This is a genomic window from Cellulomonas fimi ATCC 484, from assembly GCF_000212695.1.
Classification (GTDB): Bacteria; Actinomycetota; Actinomycetes; order Actinomycetales; family Cellulomonadaceae; genus Cellulomonas; species Cellulomonas fimi.
This window is the reverse complement of record NC_015514.1, coordinates 2,938,761-2,957,949: the sequence shown is the minus strand read 5'-3', so window position 1 is coordinate 2,957,949 and position 19,189 is coordinate 2,938,761. Positions and strand designations below refer to the sequence as shown.

Sequence of the window (19,189 nt, the reverse complement as noted above, 5' to 3'; positions counted from 1 at the left end):
CACGCACGACGACGCCCCCAGGACGGCCGTGGGCTCGTCCTGGGGGCGTCGGTCGTCGTCAGCGCGCGAAGGCCTGCGAGACGAGCTCGGCCTGCTGGGCCTGGTGCATCTTCGCCGAGCCGGCCGCGGGCGACGCGGACTCGGGGCGGGACACCGCGCGCAGCGGGCGGCCGACGAGCTCGGGCAGGTGCGCCGACAGGAACGTCCACGGGCCCTGGTTGCGCGGCTCGTCCTGCACCCACACCAGCTCGGCGTCGCCGTACGGCGCGAGGGCCTCGCGCAGCGCGTCCTCGTCGAGCGGGTACAGCTGCTCGAGCCGCAGGATCGCGGTCTGCTCGTCGCCGCTCTTCACACGCTCCGCGAGCAGGTCCCAGTAGACCTTGCCGGAGCACAGCAGCACGCGCGTGACCTGCCCGGCCTTGGCCGCCGCGAGGTCGTCGCCGATGACCGGCCGGAACGTCCCCGTCGTGAAGTCCTCGACGGCCGACGACGCGGCCTTGAGGCGCAGCATCGACTTCGGCGTGAACACCACGAGCGGCTTGCGCGGGCGGTGGTAGGCCTGGCGGCGCAGCAGGTGGAAGTGCGACGCGGGCGTCGACGGCTGCGCGATGACCATGTTGTCCTCGGCGGCGAGCTGGAGGAACCGCTCGATGCGCGCGGACGAGTGGTCCGGCCCCTGGCCCTCGTAGCCGTGGGGGAGCAGCAGCACGACGGACGAGCGCTGGCCCCACTTCTGCTCGGCGGAGGAGATGAACTCGTCGATGACCGTCTGCGCGCCGTTGACGAAGTCGCCGAACTGCGCCTCCCACAGCACGAGCGCGTCGGGGCGCTCGACGGAGTAGCCGTACTCGAACCCCAGCGCGGCGTACTCCGAGAGCGAGGAGTCGTACACCCAGAACTTCGCCTGGTCCGCCGACAGGTAGAGCAGCGGCGTCCACTCGGCGCCCGTCTCCCGGTCGTGGAAGACGGCGTGCCGCTGGACGAACGTGCCGCGGCGCGAGTCCTGCCCCGCGAGGCGCACGGGGGTGCCCTCGATGAGCAGCGAGCCGAACGCGAGCAGCTCGCCGAAGCCCCAGTCGATGCCGCCCTCGCGCGACATCTGCTCACGCTTGGCCAGCAGCTGCTGCAGCTTGGGGTGGACCGTGAAGCCCTCGGGCGGGCGCACGTGCGCGCGGCCGATGCGCTCGAGCGTCGAGACGTCGACGGCCGTCTTCCAGCCGACCATGACGCCCGCGTCCTCGAGCTGGGACTCCGGCCGCTCCAGGCCCGCGACGGTCTCGGAGTCCGCCGGCGGGGGCGTCCAGCCGTCCTCGCGCGTCTCCGCGAACACCCGCTCGAGCTGCTGCTGGTAGTCCTGCAGCGCCTGCTCGGCCTCGGCGAGCGTGATGTCGCCGCGCGCCACGAGCGTCTCGGTGTAGAGCTTGCGCACCGAGCGCTTGGCCTCGATGAGGTTGTACATGAGCGGCTGCGTCATCGACGGGTCGTCGCCCTCGTTGTGACCGCGGCGGCGGTAGCAGAGCATGTCGATGACGACGTCGCGGTCGAACTGCTCGCGGTACTCGAACGCGAGCTCGGCGACGCGCACGCACGCCTCGGGGTCGTCCCCGTTGACGTGGAACACCGGCACCTGCAGGCCCTTGACCACGTCGGTCGCGTACTGCGAGGAGCGCGACGACGACGGGCCCGTGGTGAACCCGACCTGGTTGTTGATGATGACGTGGATCGTGCCGCCCGTGCGGTAGCCGCGGAGCTGCGCGAGGTTGAGCGTCTCGAACACCACGCCCTGGCCGGCGAAGGCCGCGTCGCCGTGGATGAGGATCGGCAGCACGGAGAAGCCGTCCCCGCCGAGGTCGATGCGGTCCTGCTTGGCGCGCACGATGCCCTCGAGCACCGGGTCGACCGCCTCGAGGTGCGACGGGTTCGCGGCGAGGTAGACCTGCGTGGTCGCGCCCGACTCGGCGGTGAACGCGCCCTCGGTGCCGAGGTGGTACTTCACGTCGCCCGAGCCCTGCACCGACTTCGGGTCCTGGTTGCCCTCGAACTCGCTGAAGATCTGCGCGTACGACTTGCCCGCGATGTTGGCGAGCACGTTGAGCCGCCCGCGGTGCGCCATGCCGATGCCGACCTCGTCGAGGCCCGAGTTGGCGGCCTTGGACAGGATCGCGTCGAGCAGCGCGATGACGGACTCGCCGCCCTCGAGCGAGAAGCGCTTCTGGCCCACGTACTTCGTCTGCAGGAACGTCTCGAACGCCTCGGCGGCGTTGAGCCGGCGCAGGATGCGCAGCTGGTCCTCGCGGCGCGTGCGCGCGTACCCGGACTCCAGACGCTCCTGGAGCCAGCGGCGCTGCCGCGGGTCCTGCAGGTGCATGTACTCGACGCCGATGCTGCGGCAGTACGAGTCGCGCAGCAGGCCGAGCACGTCGCGCAGACGCGCACGGGGCTTGCCGGTGAACCCGCCGGTCGGGAACGTGCGGTCGAGGTCCCACAGCGTCAGGCCGTGGTTCTGCACGTCCAGGTCGGGGTGCTTGCGCTGGCGGTAGGCGAGCGGGTCGGTGTCCGCCATGAGGTGTCCGCGCGAGCGGTAGGCGTGGATGAGCTCGCCGATGCGCGCGGGCTTCATCGCCTCCGCGTCGGGGTCGTTCGAGGTGTCCCGCACCCAGCGCACGGGCTCGTAGGGCACGCGCAGCGCCGCGAAGACGCGGTCGTAGAAGTTGTCCTCGCCGAGCAGCTTGAGGCCGAGGATGCGCAGGAAGTCGCCCGACTGCGCGCCCTGGATGATGCGGTGGTCGTACGTGCTCGTGAGCGTGAGGACCTTGGAGACGCCCATCGCGTTGAGGCGGTCCTCGGACGTGCCCGCGAACTCCGCCGGGTAGTCCATGGCGCCGACGCCGACGATCGTGCCCTGGCCCTGCATGAGCCGGGGGACCGAGTGGACCGTGCCGATCGTGCCCGGGTTGGTCAGCGAGATGGTCGTGCCGGCGAAGTCGTCGACCGTGAGCTTGCCGCCGCGCGCGCGCCGCACGACGTCCTCGTACGCCGTCCAGAACTGCGCGAAGTCGAGCGTGTCGGCCTTCTTGATGGACGGGACGAGCAGCTGGCGGGTGCCGTCCGGCTTGGCGAGGTCGATCGCGATGCCGAGCGCGACGTGCGCGGGCTGGAGCACGCCGGGCTTGCCGTCGACGAGCGTGTAGGAGGCGTTCATCGCCGGCATCTCCGCCAGCGCCTCGACCAGGGCGAAGCCGATGAGGTGCGTGAACGACACCTTGCCGCCGCGGCCGCGGGCGAGGTGGTTGTTGATGACGATGCGGTTGTCGACCATGAGCTTGGCCGGGACCGCGCGCACCGACGTGGCCGTCGGGACCTCGAGCGAGGACTCCATGTTCGTGACGACGCGGGCGGCCGGGCCGCGCAGCTTCTGCACGTCGTCGCCCGACTCGGGGTGCTCGACCGGGGAGGGCTTGCGGGCGACCTGCGCGTAGGGCGCGGTCGCGGGCTGGGCCGTGGCGACGGGCGAGGTCACGGCCGGCGGCTCCGCGGGCGCGGCGGACTGCTGCGCGGCGGCCTGCTGCGGGGCGGCGGCGGCGGGCCGGGCCGGAGCCGACGGCGACGCGGCCGGGGCGGGCGACGCGGCCGCGGGCGTCGGAGCGGCGGGCGCCGGGGTGGTGGCCGGGGTGCCGGCGGGGCGGGCGGGTGCGCCGTCGGAGGCGTCGGTCGCGCCGTCGTCGGGCCGGTACCCCTCGAAGAAGTCCCACCACGCGGGGTCCACCGCGTTCCGGTCGCGCTTGAACTGCTCGTACAGCTCGTCCACGAGCCACTCGTTGGCGCCGAAGTCGGCACGGGTCGAGTCTGGCTCCGCCTTCTGGGTCACGCTGGGATCGCCCACTTCCGCTGCGGTTCGTGACCGCGTCGTCGCCGGATCTGTTGATGACAACATTACGGCCTGCGGCGCCGCGCACCCGGCCGGGCGGGGGGTCCCGAGCGGATCCGTCCGCGGTCTTCACCTGGTCGGCACACCAGGGTCAACGGCGGGCAACGGCGCCCCCGGCGGGGCCTCAAGGTGAGGTCCGTGCGACGCCCGGGAGGTCATGCCTCGCCCTGGGTGCGACGAGGGGTGAGACGACGTCGGTCCGTCAGGTGATATCGCGACGGAACGTCGTGAGCCGGCCGACGACCGCGAAGGCCACCGCGTAGCCCAGCAGGACCAGCGCCCCCTGCCACGGCTCGAGCAGCTCCCCGAGGCCCGACTCCGAGTAGAAGCTGCCGCCGGAGACCGCCTCGCCGGCCGCCCCGGGGAGGAACTTCGCGACGTCGCCACCCCACGAGGTCAGCACGAGCACGAAGCGCAGCACGGGTTCGACGAACTGCGTGAACGCCAGCACGACGACGACGACCGCGACCTGGTTCGGCAGCAGCGCGCCGAAGCCCACGCCCACGACGGCCCAGAGCGCGAGCGCGACCGTCGACAGCGCGAGGGTGCCCCACGTCGAGCCGACGTCGAGGAACGTCGGCTCGCCGAGCAGCGCGAGGACGCCCGCCCCGACGCCCGCGGCCGCGGCGGTCCCCGCGAGCCCGAACAGCAGGCCGACCGCGGCACCCGCCACGAGCTTGGCCCCGACGACCACGTCGCGCCGCGGCTCGGCCAGCAGCGTCGGCGTGATCGTCTGGTGGCGGAACTCCGACGCGACGCTCAGCGCGCCCACGACCAGCGGGAACACGTACCCGAACGTCACGGAGATCGTGTAGACGGCCCGCACGACGGCGTCGGGACCGAGCGGCGGGGCGTCGCCGCCGGCGCCGCCCGTCATGTCCGCGCCCTGCGTCACGGCCCACGCCATGATCGCGGACAGGAAGCCCATGTACCCGACCATGGCGAGCAGCAGGATCCACCACAGGCGCGTCGTGACGAGCTTGCGGTACTCGGTGCGCAGCGCGGCGCCCATCAGGCGGCCACCGTCCGGGTCGCGTCCGCGGCGGGACCGTCCACGAGCTCGAGGAACAGCCCCTCCAGCCCGGGGTCGCGCGTGCTCAGCTCGTGCAGCTCGAGGCGCGCCCCGAACGCCGCGGCGCCCACGGTCGCGGCGTCGACGTCGACGAGCTCGACCGCTCCGGGTGCGAGGGTCCGTCCGCCCGGGGCGCGCGACCAGCCGGCGCGCTCGACGAGAGCGGCCAGGCCCGCGGCGTCGGGCGAGGCGACCGTGACGTGCGGCCGGGCGAGCCGGGCGAGGTCCGCCAGGGACGACGCGTGCACGAGGCGGCCGCGCGCGATGATCACGACGTCGTCCACCGTCTGCTCGACCTCGGACAGCACGTGGCTCGAGACGAGGACCGTGCGCCCCTCGGCGGCGAGGGCGCGCAGGAACCCGCGCAGCCACCGGATGCCCTCGGGGTCCAGGCCGTTGGCCGGCTCGTCGAGGAGCAGGACGGGCGGGTCGCCGAGCAGGGTCGTCGCGAGCGCGAGCCGCTGCCGCATGCCGAGCGAGAAGCCGCCGACGCGGCGCCGGGCCGCGTCCGTGAGCCCGACGAGGTCGAGCACCTCCTGGGCGCGCGGGTCGGGCACGCCGACCTGCGGCGCGTACGTGCGCAGGTGGTCGAGCGCGGTGCGTCCCGGGTGGAAGCTCGCGGCCTCGAGCGCCGCGCCGACGGTCCGCAGGGGGCGGCGGATCCGCCCGTACGGCAGGCCGCCGATGGTCGCGGTGCCCGACGTCGGCCGCACGAGGCCCAGCAGCATCCGCAGCGTCGTGGTCTTGCCCGCGCCGTTGGGGCCGAGGAAGCCGGTGACGCGGCCGGGGTGCACCTCGAACGAGAGGTCGTCGACCGCGCGGACCTGGCCGAACGACTTCGACAGGTGGTCCACGCGGATCGTGCGGTCGGTGCCCGGGGCGGCCGGGTTCGTCGACGGGAGGGCCATGCGGCCGACCCTACTGTTATATCGCGACTAGAACAATCACCCGGCGGAGCGAGCGCGCCCCTGCGCCGGCAGGGTCACGCGCATCGTGCACCCGGGACCCGCGTCGGCGACCTCGATCCGGCCCCCGTGCAGCGCGACCGCCCAGCGCACGATCGCGAGCCCCAGCCCCGTCCCGCCCGTCGACCCCTGGCCCGTGATCGCGGGGGTGTTGCCCCGAACGAACCGCTCGAACACGTGCGCACGCTGCTCCGGCGCGATCCCCGGCCCGTGGTCCACCACGTCGATCCGCACGTCCGGGCCCACGCGCGTCGCCACCAGCCGCACCTCGTCGTCCGGCGGGGAGTGCCGCACCGCGTTGTGCAGGAGGTTCGCCACGACCTGGTGCAGGCGCTCGCGGTCGGCCTCGACCGTCAGGTCGGGCGGGTCCACGACCACCGGGAAGTGCAGCCGCTTCGTCGCCCCGACGAGCGTCGCGCCGTCGGCGGCCTCCTGCAGGAACTCGTCCAGCCGGACCTCCTCGACCTGCAGCGGCACCGCACCCGCCTCCAGCCGGGACAGGTCGAGCAGGTACGTCACGAGGCGGCCCAGCCGCTCCGTCTGCGCGAGCGCCGCCTGCATCGTCACCGGGTCCGGGTCGCTCACGCCGTCGACGATGTTCTCCAGCTGGGCCTGCAGCGCCGTCACGGGTGTGCGCAGCTCGTGCGCGACGTTCGCGACGAGCTCCCGGCGGAACGTGTCCGCCTGCTCGAGGTCGTCCGCCATCGTGTTGAACGCGTCCGCGAGCTGCCCCACCTCGTCCGCGCTCGTCGCCCGCACGCGCCCGCTGTAGTCGCCCTCCGCCATGCGGCCCGCCGCGTGCGTCATCTCGCGCAGCGGCGACGTCATGCCCCGGGCCAGGAGCTGCGTCACCACGAGCGAGACGGCGATCGCGATCGGCAGCGTGCGGCTCGGCCCCAGGTGGAACTGCGACAGCCCCACCCACGTCACGAACGACGCGAGCGCGACCGACGCGGCCACCAGCACGCCCAGCTTGATCTTGATCGAGCGGAACCGGTCCAGCGGGCGCACGTCCGGCAGTCGCGCCCGACCCTCGCCGCGCACGTGGCGCGGAACGGCGCTCACGACCCGCCGGCCCCGGCCTCGTCGGCGGGCTCGAACGCGTACCCCACGCCGTGCACGGTGCGGATCAGGTCCGCCCCGAGCTTGCGCCGCAGCGCCTTGACGTGCGAGTCCACGGTCCGGGTGCCGCTCGCGTCGACCCAGTCCCACACCTCGGCCAGCAGGCGCTCACGGGTCAGGACGGTGCGCGAGGAGTTCGCGAGCGCGACCAGCAGGTCGAACTCCGTCGGTGTCAGGTGCACCTCGCGGTCGCCGCGCGTGACGCGCCGCTGCGCCCGGTCGACCGTCACGTCACCGATCACCAGCGGCGGGTCGGGCACCGCCGCCACCGCGATCTCGGCGGCCCGGGCCGCGCGCTCCTGCCGCCGCAGCAGCGCCTTCGTGCGCGCCACGAGCTCGCGCATCGAGAACGGCTTGGTCATGTAGTCGTCCGCGCCGACGCCGAGCCCGACGAGCATGTCCGTCTCGTCGTCGCGCGCCGTGAGCATGAGCACCGGGACGGGGCGCTCGGCCTGGATCTGCCGGCACACCTCCAGCCCGTCGATGCCGGGGAGCATGACGTCGAGGACGACGAGGTCCGGCTGCACGCGCGTCGCCGCGCTCACCCCGGACGGCCCGTCGGCGGCCACCTCGACCCGCCACCCCTCCGCCGAGAACCGGTGGGCGACGGCCTGGGCGATGGCGGGCTCGTCCTCCACCACGAGGACGGTCGTCGCGGGCGCGCCGGGCACCTGCGTACCGCTGCTGTTCACCATGACGTCAGGGTGGCACAGCGGGTCTCCTCGCACCCGCATCCACGTGGCACGACGCGGGGGGAAGGCGCGTGGGAGCAGGGAAGAGAACGTGTCGGACCCGTGCAGGGCGCGTCGCCGTAACGCGGCGTCCACCCCCGGCGTGCGCGCGGCCTTCCTCGTAGGATGTCGCCACCATGAGCGGCTCAAGTAGCTGCCGGCGTCCCGCCCGGGCCGACGAGCCCGGGGGCGACCACGCCGGCTCCCGTGTCCCCCTCCTCCCGACCGACCCGAGCTCGTCGACCCCGGACGGTGCGCCGTGCTGACGGAGTGGCTCCTCGTCGGGCTCGGCGTCGTCCTCACGCTGGGCACCGCGGTCTTCGTGGCCGCCGAGTTCTCCCTCGTGACGCTCGACCCCGGTGTCGTCGACAAGCAGACCCGCCCCGACGACCGGCGCGGCCAGTCCGTGCTCAAGGCGCTGCGGCGGCTGTCCACCGAGCTGTCCGGCGCGCAGGTCGGCATCACGATCACCACGATCCTGCTCGGCTACACGACCCAGCCCGCGGTCGTCCGGCTGCTCGGCGGGCCGCTCGAGGGGTCGTTCCTCGGGGACGTCGTCGGCGGGGCCGTCGCCGGGCTGCTCGCGCTCGTGCTCGTCAACGGGTTCTCCATGGTCGTCGGCGAGCTCATCCCGAAGAACTTCGCGATCAGCCGCCCGATGGGTACCGCGCGCGCCGTCGCCCCGCTGCAGCGCGGCTTCACCACGACGCTGCGCCCCCTCATCGCCCTGTTCAACGGCAGCGCGAACGCCCTGCTGCGGCGCGTCGGCGTCGAGCCGCGCGAGGAGCTCTCGGGCGGGCGGTCGCCGCAGGAGCTCGCCGCGCTCGTGCGCCGTTCGGCCGAGGTCGGCACGCTCGACGAGTCCACCGCGACGCTTCTCATCAACTCGGTCGAGTTCACCGCGCTGACGGCCGTCGACGTCATGACCGACCGCCAGCGGCTCGTCGTGGTGCGCCGCGACGAGGACTCCGCGGCCGACGTGGTCGCGCTCGCGCGCACCAGCGGGCACTCGCGGTTCCTCGTCATCGGCGACTCCGCGGACGACGTCGTCGGCCTCGTCCACCTGCGCCGCGCGGTCGCGGTGCCCTACGAGCGGCGTGCCGAGGTCCCCGCCGCCGCGCTCATGGCCGAGGTCGCCCGCGTCCCGGAGACCGTGCACCTCGGACCGCTGCTCGTCGAGCTGCGCGAGCAGGGCGACCAGATCGCCGTCGTGGTCGACGAGTACGGCGGCACGTCGGGCGTCGTGACCCTGGAGGACGTCGTCGAGGAGCTCGTGGGCGACGTCGCCGACGAGCACGACCGCCGCCGCCAGTCCGCCGCCCGCGCCGCCGACGGCTCCTGGGTGCTGGCCGGGGTGCTGCGGCCCGACGAGCTCGCCGAGGTGACCGGGCTGCGCGTGCCCGACGACGGTCCCTACGAGACGCTCGGCGGGCTGCTCATGCACCGGCTCGGACGCATCCCCGCCCAGGGCGACGAGGTCGAGGTCGACCGGGTGCGGATCGTCGTGGAGCGCATGGCCGGGCGGCGCGTCGAGCGCGTGCGCGTGCAGGCCGTGCCGGACGGCGACGACGCGGGGGAGGGCGCGTGAGCAGCACCGCGGCCCTCGTCCTCGGCGTCCTGCTGCTCGCCGGCAACGCCTTCTTCGTCGGCGCCGAGTTCGCGATCATCTCCGCGCGGCGCAGCCAGGTCGAGCCGCTCGCCGAGGCCGGCGACCGGCGGGCCCGGACCGTGCTGTGGGCCATGGAGCACGTGTCGCTCATGCTCGCGTGCGCGCAGCTCGGCATCACCGTGTGCTCGACGAGCCTCGGCGTCGTCGCCGAGCCCGCGATCGCGCACCTCATCGAGGACCCGCTGCACGCGCTGGGGGTCAGCGAGGACCTCACGCACCCGATCGCGTTCGTCCTCGCGCTCGCGCTCGTCGTCTACCTGCACGTCGTGCTCGGCGAGATGGTGCCGAAGAACCTCGCCGTCGCGGGTCCCGAGCGGGCCGTGCTGGTGTTCGGGCCCCCGCTGGTGTGGATCGCGCGCGTCGTGCGGCCCGTCATCGGCGCGCTCAACTGGCTCGCCAACCACGCGCTGCGCCTCGTCGGCGTCGAGCCGAAGGACGAGGTCTCGTCGGCGTTCACCGCGCAGGAGGTGCACTCGATCGTCGAGCGGTCGCAGGCCGAGGGCCTGCTGGAGGACGAGCAGGGCCTGCTCACGGGTGCCATCGAGTTCTCGGACCGCACCGCGGGCGACGTCATGGTGGCCGTCGACGCGCTCGTCACGGTCGGCCCCGGGGGGACTCCGGACGACGTCGAGCGGCTCGTCGCGCGCACGGGGTACAGCCGGTTCCCCGTGGTCGACGAGGGCGGCGCGCCCACCGGCTACCTGCACCTCAAGGACGTGCTGTACGCCGACGCCGACGCACGGCACCTTCCCGTGCCGCCGTGGCGGGTGCGCGCGCTCGCGGTCGTCGCACCGGGCGACGAGGTCGAGGACGCGCTCGCCGCGATGCAGCGGTCCGGCTCGCACCTCGCGCGCGTGGACGACGGGGGCCGGACGGTCGGGGTCGTGTTCCTCGAGGACATCCTCGAGGAGCTCGTCGGCGAGGTCCGCGACGCGATGCAGCGCGGGCAGGCGTTCTGAGCGACGAGCGCGTCGAGGGGTCCTGACACGTCAGGCCGACGTGCCCGTGCGGCTCCCGTGCCGGTCGGGGTCACGTCCCGGTCCGGGTCCCGTGCCGGACGGGGGCGCGTCCGGTCGGGGTCGCCTGCCGGTCGGGGTGAGGCATCGGTCGGCGCGCCGGACGGGTGGCTCGTGGCACCTCCCGCGGTCGCAAGCGCCCGGTATGCACCGCGTGTCGGCGTGCGCCGGCGTTGGACGGCCGTCCAGGGGGCTTGGAAGCGCGACCGCGACCCGTTATGGTTTCGTGACCGCGGTCGCCGGAGCCGCCCGAAGCCTGGGGCTCCCCGACCGCGCACGTGCGCAGAGCCGGACAGCCCGGCGGGAGCGAGTGGAGGTGTCGTGGGGCCCGATCGAGAGTCGACCCCGGCACGGCCGACCCGTCGCGAGCTCCGCGAGGCCGAGCGTCGCGCGCAGGCCTCCAGCGCCGTCCTCACCCCGCCCGGGGTGCCCGTCGCCCCCGCGTCGCGCCGGTCCGTCCCCGCCGAGCCGCCCGCCGTCCCGTCCTGGACGCGGACCGCGCCCGCCGTCGCGTCGTCCGTGCCGCCGGCCCCGGGGCCGCGCACGGGCCTCCCCGTGCCCGGCAGCGTGACGTCCGGGCCGTCGTCGCGCCCCCGCGCCACGACGCCCGCCCCCGCCGGGCTCGGGACGCTGCCCGCCCCCGGGTCCGTGGGTGGCCCGCCCGCCCCGCGCACGGTCAGCACCCCTGGTCCGCGCACCGTCAGCAGCCCCGCTGCGCGCACGGTCGGCGCGCCCGGCCCGCGCACCGTGAGCACGTCCGGCCCGCGCACGGCGGACGCGCCGGCCCCCCGCACCGCCGACGCGCTCCGCCCGACGGCCCCCGGCACGTCGGCCCCGCGCCCCGTCGAGCCCGCGGCTCCGCGCACCACGCTCCCGGCGCCGGGGCCCCTCGCGGGGCGCCCCGCCGAGGCGAGCGCGCCCGCGAGCCCCGCCCCCGTCGCACCGGCTCCGTCGTCGTCGTGGCCGTCCTGGTCGTCCGGGACGGCGGCCCCCGCTGCGGCCCCGGTCGGGCAGCCCGCGTCCCTCGGTGCCGCCGGAACGCCGGCCGTCGCCGAGACGAGCGTGATGGCGCCCCTGACGTTCGAGGACGACGAGCCCGCCGCCGAGCGCCTCGTCGCCGCGAGCGCCGTCGACGCCGAGCCGCCGGTGCGCACCGACCGCGACCGCTCCGGCGAGCGGGCCACGCGCTCCGCGCGCGGCGCGTCGGCCGCGACCCGCCCGGCGGGCCGCGGGATGTCGCGCATGCCGCGCGCCGCGGTCCGGCTCGGGGTGCTCGGTGCGCTCGCGGGCGTCACCGTCGTCATCCCGACCGTCAGCCAGGGTGCGCTCGACGGGGTGGGCCTGCCCGGGTCCGACGCGGCGCTCGCCGAGTCGACCCTCCCGGACACGGTCACCGCGCTCACCGCGGGGTCGCTGTCGATCCTGCCGCCGTCGTCCCTGGTGTCCGCCGACGGCGCGCTCGCGGCGCGGCAGGCGGCCGCGGGTGCGGCCAGCCGCTCGGAGGAGCGGTCCGCGCTCGCGAACTGCGACGGCACGACGCGGCCGTCCGGCGAGAACGGCCTGCTCAAGACGTCCGACCTGTGCACGCTCTGGGACGGGCACACGCAGCTGCGGGCCGACGCCGCCGTCTCGCTCGCCGAGTTCAACCAGGCGTTCGTCGCCCGGTTCGGCGCCGACCTCTGCCTGAGCTCGGGGTATCGCTCGCTCGCGCAGCAGCGGGCCGTCAAGGCGCAGAAGGGCGGCCTCGCCGCCGCGCCCGGCAAGAGCAACCACGGCTGGGGCCTGGCGATCGACCTGTGCCAGAACCAGACGTCCGGCACCAAGTGGGCCTGGATCACCGAGAACGGCCCCGCGTTCGGCTGGGAGAACCCGGCCTGGGCGAAGCGCGGCGGCAGCGGCCCCTACGAGCCGTGGCACTGGGAGTACGCGAAGGGCGTCCAGGAGGACGGCGAGTACTACGGCTGACCGCCGCTGAGCGGCGGCTCCTTCCCCGTCTGACCGGCGGTGAGGGGCGGCATTGTCGCCGAGGACGTCGCGGCGGCCTCGCGGCAGGGCCGTGCCGGCCCGGGCCGCCGGCGGACGCCGACGACCCGGGCGGTGCGTCAGAGCAGGCGCAGGCCCCAGGTGACGCGGTGGCTGGACCCCGGCGCGAGGCGGACCAGCAGGTCGCCGGTGCGGAAGGCGTCCGCGATGCACGTCATCGGCTCGGCCGCGACGCCGCGGCGGTCGATGCGGGGGATGCCGTCGCCGGTGCAGACCTGCCACGCGTCGAACGTGTCGTCGGCCCACAGCGCGGCCGTGCGGCCGTCGGGGGCCGCGAGCCGGATCCACGACAGGCCGTCGGCGTCGCGCGTGACGTCGAGCCACGCGTCGTCAAGCGCCACGCCGCGCAGCGCGGCCGGGGTGCGCAGGTCGAACTGCCCGTGCACCGGCTCGGTGCCGGTGGGCAGCAGGCGCCCGTCGACCGTGACGTGCGTGGTCGCGTCGACCTGGAGCGTGCAGTCGTCGACCGCGGCGTCCCCGGGGGACAGCCAGGGGTGGAAGCCGATGCCGTAGGGCGCCTCGGTCGCGTCGACGTTGGTCGCGGTGACCTCGACGCGCAGGCCGGCGTCGTCGAGCGTGTAGGCGACCGCGAGGTGGACGGACCACGGGTAGCCGGGCGTCGGCACGACGGTGTGCTCGAGGACGAGGTGCGTGTCCGTCGCGGTGGTCGCGGAGAACGCGACGTAGGCGACGAGCCCGTGCAGGGCGGTGCCGCGCGCGTGCTCGGTGACGGGCACCTCGTAGTCGGTGCCGTCGAACGTGTACTCGCCGTCGGTCAGGCGGTTGGGCCACGGGGCGAGGACGGCGCCCGAGAACGCGGGGGCGGAGTCCGTCTCGGCGAACGGCAGCACGACGTCGCGGTCGCCGACGCGGTACGAGCGCAGGCTCGCGCCGACGGCGGCGACGACGGCGTGCTGGTCGCCGTGCGTGAGGGTGTGCTGGGTACCGGTCGGCAGCGCGCGGGCGGGCCGGGCGGGGGCGGTGCTCGTGTTCACGCTCACACGGTAGTGGGCGAGGGGTGCACGGCGGCCGGGACCGTCGTGTACCCTCCGACATACCGAACGGTCGGTTTCGAGACGAGGGGGTCCCGGTGCGCAGGTTCGAGGACCGCGTCGCGCTGGTCACCGGCGCGAGCCGGGGGATCGGTCTCGCCGTCGCGCGGCGGCTCGTCGACGAGGGGGCGCGCGTCGTCCTGACGGGCCGCGACCCGGACACCCTCGCGGCGGCGGTCGAGGCGCTCGGGGCGGACCGTGCCGCCGCCGTCGCGGGCAAGGTCGACGACGCCGGGCACCGAGCGCAGGCGGTCGCCACGACCGTCGAGCGGTTCGGCCGGATCGACCACCTCGTCAACAACGCCGGCATCAACCCCGTCTACGGACCCGCGCTGCAGATCGAGCGCGCTGCGGTCGACAAGATCCTCGCCGTCAACGTCGTCGCCGCGCTCGAGTGGACGCGCGACGCCGTGGCGGCGGGACTGGGTGCGCACGAGGGTGCGTCCGTCGTCTGCACGGGGTCGGCCGCAGGGCTCACGGCGAGCCCCGGGATCGCGTTCTACGGCGTGTCCAAGGCTGCCCTGCTCAACCTCACGGCCCAGCTCGCGGTCGAGCTCGCGCCGCGCGTGCGCGTCAACGCCGTCGCCCCCGCCGTGGTGCGGACGCGGCTCGCGCGGCGCCTGTACGAGGACGACGAGGCGGCCGTCGCCGCGCGCTACCCGCTCGGCCGGCTCGGCGAGCCCGAGGACGTCGCCGGGCCGGTCGCGTTCCTGCTGTCCGACGACGCCTCCTGGGTGACGGGGCAGACGCTCGTGCTCGACGGTGGCGTCAGCGTGCGCCCGTGGGGGGAAGGATGACCGCATGAAGCAGACCAGCGTGGCCGACGACGTCCTGCGGGCCGCACTCGGGCTGTTCGCGGCCCAGGGGTACGCGAACACCTCCGTGCAGCAGGTGGTCGAGCAGGCCGGCGTCACCAAGGGCGCCATGTACCACTACTTCCAGTCGAAGGACGACCTGCTCTTCGCGATCTACGACCGGATGCTCACGCTGCAGACCGACCACCTCGACGCGATCGTCGCGCGGGGCGAGCCGATCGAGGTGACGCTGCGGGCGGTGTGCGTCGACGTCATCGAGACGTCGATCGACTTCCTGCTGGAGGGCACGGTCTTCTTCCGCAGCGTGCACATGCTGTCGCAGCCGCGGCAGCAGGAGGTCACGCGCCGCCGCCGCGCCTACCACGACACCTTCGCCGGGCTCGTCGAGAAGGGCCAGGCCGAGGGGCTGTACCGGACCGACGTCCCGCGCGGCGTGCTCGTCGCGCACTTCTTCGCCGACGTGCACTACCTTCCGACGTGGTTCTCGCCCGAGGGGCCCGAGACGAAGGAGCAGGTCGCCGCGCAGCTCACGGAGCTGTTCCTCACCGGCATCGCCGCCGGGCCGGGACGGGGCTGACCGTGCGCGCGTGGCACGTGGTGCGGTACGGGGAGCCGGACGACGTGCTGCACCTCGTCGACGTCGACGACCCGCCTGCCCCCGGTCCCGGCCAGGTCCTCGTGGGCGTGCGCGCCGTGGCGGTGAACTTCCCGGACGTGCTCCTCGCTCGCGGGCAGTACCAGGAGCGTCCGCCGCTGCCGTTCGTGCCCGGCATCGAGCTGTGCGGGGAGGTCCGGGCGGTCGGCGACGGCGTCGCGCACGTCGCCGTCGGGGACCGCGTGGTCGGCTCCCGGATCGGGGTGCTCGCCGAGCAGGCGCTGCTCGGCGCCGACGAGGTGTGGCCGTGCCCGCCGGAGCTGTCGGACGCCGAGGCCGCGGGCTTCGTCATCGCGTACCAGACGGCGTGGTTCGCGCTGCACCGGCGGGCGTCGCTGCAGCCCGGGGAGACGGTCCTCGTGACCGCGGCGGCGGGCGGGGTGGGGACCGCGACCGTGCAGCTCGCCGTCGCAGCGGGTGCGCGCGTCGTCGCCGTCGTCGGGTCCGCCGCGAAGGCGGATGCCGCACGCGCGGCCGGGGCGCACGTCGTCGTGGACCGCTCGACGCAGGACGTCGTCGCCGCCGTGCGCGAGGCCACGGGCGGTGCCGGGGCGGACGTGGTCGTCGACCCCGTCGGCGGTGACGCGTTCGAGGCCGCGACACGGTGCGTGGCGTTCGAGGGGCGCGTTGTCGTCGTGGGCTTCGCGGCCGGCACCATCCAGGACGTGCGCGCGGGGCACGCGCTCGTGAAGAACTACGGCGTCCTCGGCCTGCACTGGGCGCTGTACGCACGCCGGCGCCCCGACCTCGTGCGGGCGGCGCACCGGGCGCTGTCCGCGCTCGTCGCCTCGGGGGCCGTGCGGCCCGTGGTGAGCGACGTCGTCGCCTTCGCGGACGCGCCCGACGCCGTGGCCCGGCTGGCCGCCGGGGGGACGACGGGCCGCCTGGTCGTCGCGGTGGCGTCGGGGGCGGACGGCGCCGGGGGTGCGCGGTGACGCGGCTCGACCCCGGGGGTGCGCGGTGACGCGGCTCGACCCAGGGCTTGTGCGGTGACGCGGCTCGACGGTGCCGTGGCGCTCGTGAGCGGCGGGGCGCGCGGGCTCGGGGCCGCCTACGTGCGCGCGCTGCACGCGGCGGGTGCGGCGGTCGTCGTCGGGGACGTCCTGACCGACGAGGCCGACGCCTTGGCCGCGGAGCTGGGGGAGCGGGCGGTCGCGGTGCCGCTCGACGTGACGTCCGAGGAGTCGTGGTCGGCGGCGGTCGAGCGCGCCGGTGCGCTCGGGGTGGTCGACGTGCTCGTCAACAACGCGGGGATCGCGAACGCGGGACGGATCGAACGGTACGGCCGGGAGCAGTGGGACGCGGTCCTCGCGGTCAACCTGACCGGGACCTTCCTCGGGGTGCGGGCCGTCGTGCCCGGTATGCGCGCGGCGGGGCGCGGGTCGATCGTCAACATCTCGTCGGTCGAGGGGATGCGGGGCGACGCGGGCCTGCACGGGTACGTGGCGTCGAAGTTCGGCGTGCGCGGCCTGACGAAGTCGCTCGCGGTGGAGCTCGGGCCCGCGGGCATCCGGGTGAACTCCGTGCACCCGGGGTTCGTCGTGACGCCCATGACGGAGCACCTCGACGTGTCGCGGCAGCGCATCCCGCTCGGGCGTCCCGCGGAGCCGCAGGACGTCGCGGGTGTCGTGGTGTTCCTGGCCTCCGCCGAGTCGCGGTACGTCACGGGCGCCGAGCTGGTGGTCGACGGCGGCATGATCGCGGGCGTCCCGCACGGCTGAGCGCGCGGTGTGCCGGACCAACGGCCCGCCCAGCACGGATTGAGGACTTGCTAAACTCCGCAAGTCCTCAGGAGGTCATGTGCCCGGCAGTACCGCCACCCCCAGCCCTGCCACCCCCGGCGCCACCCCCGGCCCCGCCACCACCGGCCCCGCGACCCCCAGCTCCGCGACCGCGCCGCTGTACGCGATCAAGGCCGAGCTGTTCCGGTGCCTCGCCCACCCGACGCGCATCCAGGCGCTCGAGGTGCTCAGCGCCGCACCCGAGCACGCCGCTCCCGTGAGCGAGCTCCTCGCCGCGACGGGGGTCGAGGCGTCGGTCCTCTCGCAGCACCTGGCCGTGCTCAAGCGGGCGGGGGTCGTGACCTCCACGCGCTCGGGCAACGCGGTCGTGTACCGGCTCGGGCGCCCGCTCGTCGCCGAGCTGCTCGTCGTCGCGCGGGCCTTCCTGCGCGAGACGCTCGCCGACTCGGGGGCGCGCCTCGCCGCGGCCGACGCGCTGCCCGCGCTGACCGGCGCCGACATGCCCCCGGGGGCCGCCGCGCGTCCGGGTCCCGAGGTGGCGGCCGCCGGTCCCGCGGGAGCCGGTGCGACGGTGGGAGCCGGCGCCCCGCAGGGCGTCGGCACGCGTGCGGGTGCCGACGAGCCGCCCGCCGACGACGCCCGGGACGCCCGGTGATCGCGTCCGTGCGGGCCCTGCTGCCGGGCCGGGCCGACGTCGACCTGCGTCCGCGGGTCGCGCGGGCCGACCTGCTCGCCGGGCTGACCGTGGGCGTCGTGGCGCTGCCGCTCGCGCTCGCGTTCGGCGTCAGTGCGGGTGTCGGCCCCGCCGCCGGGCTCGTGACGGCGGTCGTGGCGGGCGTCGTCGCGGCGGTCTTCGGCGGCTCGCACGTGCAGATCTCCGGGCCCACCGGCGCGATGGCCGTCGTCCTCGCGCCGCTGGTCGCGCAGCACGGCGCGGGCGCGGTGCCCGTCGTCGCGGTGCTCGCGGGCGTGCTCGTCGTGCTCGCGGGGGTCGCGCGGCTCGGGCGGGTCGTGACGTTCGTGCCGTGGCCCGTGGTCGAGGGGTTCACGCTCGGGATCGCGGCGATCATCGCGCTGCAGCAGGTGCCCGCGGCGCTGGGCGTGACGGAGCCGGTCGGCGGCAACCCTCTGGTCACGGCCGTCCGCGCGGTGGGGGACAGCCTCGGCAACGGGGTCACGACGCTGTGGACCCTGGCGATCGTGGCGGCGGTCGCCGTCGTCATGCTCGCCCTGCCGCGTGTGGCCCCCGCGGTCCCGGCGTCGCTCGTCGCGGTCGTCCTGGCCACGGTGGTCGCGCAGGTGGCCGACGCGCCCGTCGCGCGGATCGGTGCGCTGCCCGCGTCGCTGCCGGCGCCCGCACTGCCCGTGCTCGACGCAGGCACGCTGCGCGCGCTGATCGGGCCTGCCGTCGCGGTCGCCGCGCTCGCCGCGATCGAGTCGCTCCTGTCCGCCCGGGTGGCGGCAGCGATGCCCGTGCCCCCGCTGCCGGGCGGGGGAGGCGACGACGACGAGCTGCGGCGCTACGACCCCGACCGCGAGCTCGTGGGCCAGGGGCTCGCGTCGCTCGCGTCGGGCGTGTTCGGCGGCATGCCCGCGACGGGCGCGATCGCCCGGACGGCCGTCAACGTGCGCGCGGGTGCCCGCACGCGCGCCTCGGCGGTCGTGCACGCGCTCGTGATCCTCGCGGTGATCGCGTTCGCGACGGGGCCCGTCTCGGCCGTGCCGCTCGCGGCGCTCGCGGGCGTGCTCGTCGTGACGGCGACCCGCATGGTGTCGCTCGCGACCGTGCGCGCGGTGCTCGGCTCGACGCGCGCCGACGCCGTCGTGCTCGTCGTGACGGCCGTCGTCACGCTCGCGGTCGACCTCGTCGAGGCGGTCCAGATCGGGCTGCTCGTCGCCGCGTTCTTCGCGCTGCGCTCCGTCGCGAAGGCCACGGCCGTGCACCGCGAGCCGCTGCCCGGTCCGGCGCACGAGGGTGACGAGCACATCGCGCTCTACCGCCTCGACGGGGCGATGTTCTTCGGCGCCGCGGACCGGATCCGTTCGGAGATCCGGGCCGACGCGGACGCCTACGTCGTGGTGCTGCGGCTGTCGCACCTGCGCCTGGTCGACGCGACCGGGGCGCACGCGCTCGGGGAGCTCGTGGCGGACCTCGAGCGGTCGGGCGTGACGGTGCTGGTCAAGGGCGTGCAGGACCGGCACCGCCAGCTGCTCACGCGCGTGGGCGTGCTCGACGAGCTGCGCCACGAGAGCCACCTGTTCGACGACCTGGACCGCGCCCTCGCGCACGCGCGCTCGCACGTGGGGAGGCGCGTCGCGGCCTGAGCCCCGCACCTGCGGCAGGGCGGCGTTTCCGATCGCGCCGTGCAGGGCATACCG

At 75.3% G+C, this 19,189-nt stretch carries 15 protein-coding genes; 9 read left to right on the top strand and 6 right to left on the bottom strand.

What is annotated here, in order from left to right; translation table 11 throughout:
* Positions 1 to 58: 58 nt before the first annotated feature.
* From CELF_RS13390 to CELF_RS13370, 5 genes are all read right to left on the bottom strand, one after another.
* Positions 59 to 3,868 carry a multifunctional oxoglutarate decarboxylase/oxoglutarate dehydrogenase thiamine pyrophosphate-binding subunit/dihydrolipoyllysine-residue succinyltransferase subunit gene (locus CELF_RS13390; RefSeq protein WP_013771805.1) on the bottom strand — a complete coding sequence of 1,270 codons (3,810 nt, stop codon included), beginning with the start codon at positions 3,866 to 3,868 and terminating at the stop codon, positions 59 to 61.
* A 262-nt stretch (positions 3,869 to 4,130) separates the two neighbouring features.
* Positions 4,131 to 4,940: an ABC transporter permease gene (locus CELF_RS13385; RefSeq protein ID WP_013771804.1), complete on the bottom strand. Its 810-nt coding sequence runs from the start codon at positions 4,938 to 4,940 to the stop codon at positions 4,131 to 4,133.
* Positions 4,940 to 5,908: an ABC transporter ATP-binding protein gene (locus CELF_RS13380; RefSeq protein WP_013771803.1), complete on the bottom strand. Its 969-nt coding sequence runs from the start codon at positions 5,906 to 5,908 to the stop codon at positions 4,940 to 4,942. Before CELF_RS13380 ends, CELF_RS13385 begins: the two co-directional genes overlap by 1 nt.
* A gap of 36 nt (positions 5,909 to 5,944) precedes the next feature.
* Positions 5,945 to 7,030, bottom strand: a complete 1,086-nt coding sequence (locus CELF_RS13375; protein ID WP_013771802.1) for a HAMP domain-containing sensor histidine kinase — start codon at positions 7,028 to 7,030, stop codon at positions 5,945 to 5,947.
* Positions 7,027 to 7,782: a response regulator transcription factor gene (locus CELF_RS13370; RefSeq protein WP_041553523.1), complete on the bottom strand. Its 756-nt coding sequence runs from the start codon at positions 7,780 to 7,782 to the stop codon at positions 7,027 to 7,029. Before CELF_RS13370 ends, CELF_RS13375 begins: the two co-directional genes overlap by 4 nt.
* Before the next feature lie 295 nt (positions 7,783 to 8,077).
* On the opposite strand from CELF_RS13370, the gene CELF_RS13365 reads away from it, so the two are divergent.
* The 3 genes from CELF_RS13365 to CELF_RS19595 all read left to right on the top strand — a co-directional run bounded on the left by CELF_RS13365 (position 8,078) and on the right by CELF_RS19595 (position 12,468).
* Positions 8,078 to 9,406, top strand: a complete 1,329-nt coding sequence (locus tag CELF_RS13365) for a hemolysin family protein (protein ID WP_013771800.1) — start codon at positions 8,078 to 8,080, stop codon at positions 9,404 to 9,406.
* Positions 9,403 to 10,446: a hemolysin family protein gene (locus CELF_RS13360; protein WP_013771799.1), complete on the top strand. Its 1,044-nt coding sequence runs from the start codon at positions 9,403 to 9,405 to the stop codon at positions 10,444 to 10,446. Before CELF_RS13365 ends, CELF_RS13360 begins: the two co-directional genes overlap by 4 nt.
* Before the next feature lie 378 nt (positions 10,447 to 10,824).
* Complete coding sequence (locus CELF_RS19595) at positions 10,825 to 12,468, top strand: D-alanyl-D-alanine carboxypeptidase family protein (RefSeq protein WP_013771798.1); 1,644 nt, start codon at positions 10,825 to 10,827, stop codon at positions 12,466 to 12,468.
* A 137-nt stretch (positions 12,469 to 12,605) separates the two neighbouring features.
* On the opposite strand, the gene CELF_RS13350 is transcribed toward CELF_RS19595, so the two are convergent.
* Positions 12,606 to 13,541 (bottom strand): aldose 1-epimerase family protein, encoded by a 936-nt coding sequence (locus tag CELF_RS13350; protein WP_013771797.1) that lies wholly within the window; start codon positions 13,539 to 13,541, stop codon positions 12,606 to 12,608.
* 95 nt (positions 13,542 to 13,636) lie between these two features.
* On the opposite strand from CELF_RS13350, the gene CELF_RS13345 reads away from it, so the two are divergent.
* The 6 genes from CELF_RS13345 (at position 13,637) to CELF_RS13320 (ending at position 19,135) form a co-directional block, all read left to right on the top strand.
* Positions 13,637 to 14,395: an SDR family oxidoreductase gene (locus CELF_RS13345; protein WP_013771796.1), complete on the top strand. Its 759-nt coding sequence runs from the start codon at positions 13,637 to 13,639 to the stop codon at positions 14,393 to 14,395.
* Positions 14,396 to 14,399: 4 nt separating this feature from the next.
* Positions 14,400 to 14,990 carry a TetR/AcrR family transcriptional regulator gene (locus CELF_RS13340; RefSeq protein WP_013771795.1) on the top strand — a complete coding sequence of 197 codons (591 nt, stop codon included), beginning with the start codon at positions 14,400 to 14,402 and terminating at the stop codon, positions 14,988 to 14,990.
* Positions 14,991 to 14,992: 2 nt separating this feature from the next.
* Positions 14,993 to 16,003 carry an NADPH:quinone oxidoreductase family protein gene (locus CELF_RS13335; protein WP_013771794.1) on the top strand — a complete coding sequence of 337 codons (1,011 nt, stop codon included), beginning with the start codon at positions 14,993 to 14,995 and terminating at the stop codon, positions 16,001 to 16,003.
* 54 nt (positions 16,004 to 16,057) lie between these two features.
* Positions 16,058 to 16,789, top strand: a complete 732-nt coding sequence (locus CELF_RS13330; protein ID WP_013771793.1) for a glucose 1-dehydrogenase — start codon at positions 16,058 to 16,060, stop codon at positions 16,787 to 16,789.
* A gap of 79 nt (positions 16,790 to 16,868) precedes the next feature.
* Positions 16,869 to 17,465 (top strand): ArsR/SmtB family transcription factor, encoded by a 597-nt coding sequence (locus CELF_RS21455; protein ID WP_013771792.1) that lies wholly within the window; start codon positions 16,869 to 16,871, stop codon positions 17,463 to 17,465.
* Positions 17,462 to 19,135, top strand: coding sequence for a SulP family inorganic anion transporter (locus CELF_RS13320; RefSeq protein WP_013771791.1), 1,674 nt, complete (start codon positions 17,462 to 17,464; stop codon positions 19,133 to 19,135). Before CELF_RS21455 ends, CELF_RS13320 begins: the two co-directional genes overlap by 4 nt.
* Positions 19,136 to 19,189: the final 54 nt, after the last annotated feature.

What these genes read in the sequence shown, in the direction of transcription:
- CELF_RS13385 (WP_013771804.1), bottom strand. Translation starts at nt 4,940, where the DNA reads ATGGGCGCCGCGCTGCGCACCGAGTACCGCAAGCTCGTCACGACGCGC.
- CELF_RS13380 (WP_013771803.1), bottom strand. Translation starts at nt 5,908, where the DNA reads ATGGCCCTCCCGTCGACGAACCCGGCCGCCCCGGGCACCGACCGCACG.
- CELF_RS13370 (WP_041553523.1), bottom strand. Translation starts at nt 7,782, where the DNA reads ATGGTGAACAGCAGCGGTACGCAGGTGCCCGGCGCGCCCGCGACGACC.
- CELF_RS13340 (WP_013771795.1), top strand. Translation starts at nt 14,400, where the DNA reads ATGAAGCAGACCAGCGTGGCCGACGACGTCCTGCGGGCCGCACTCGGG.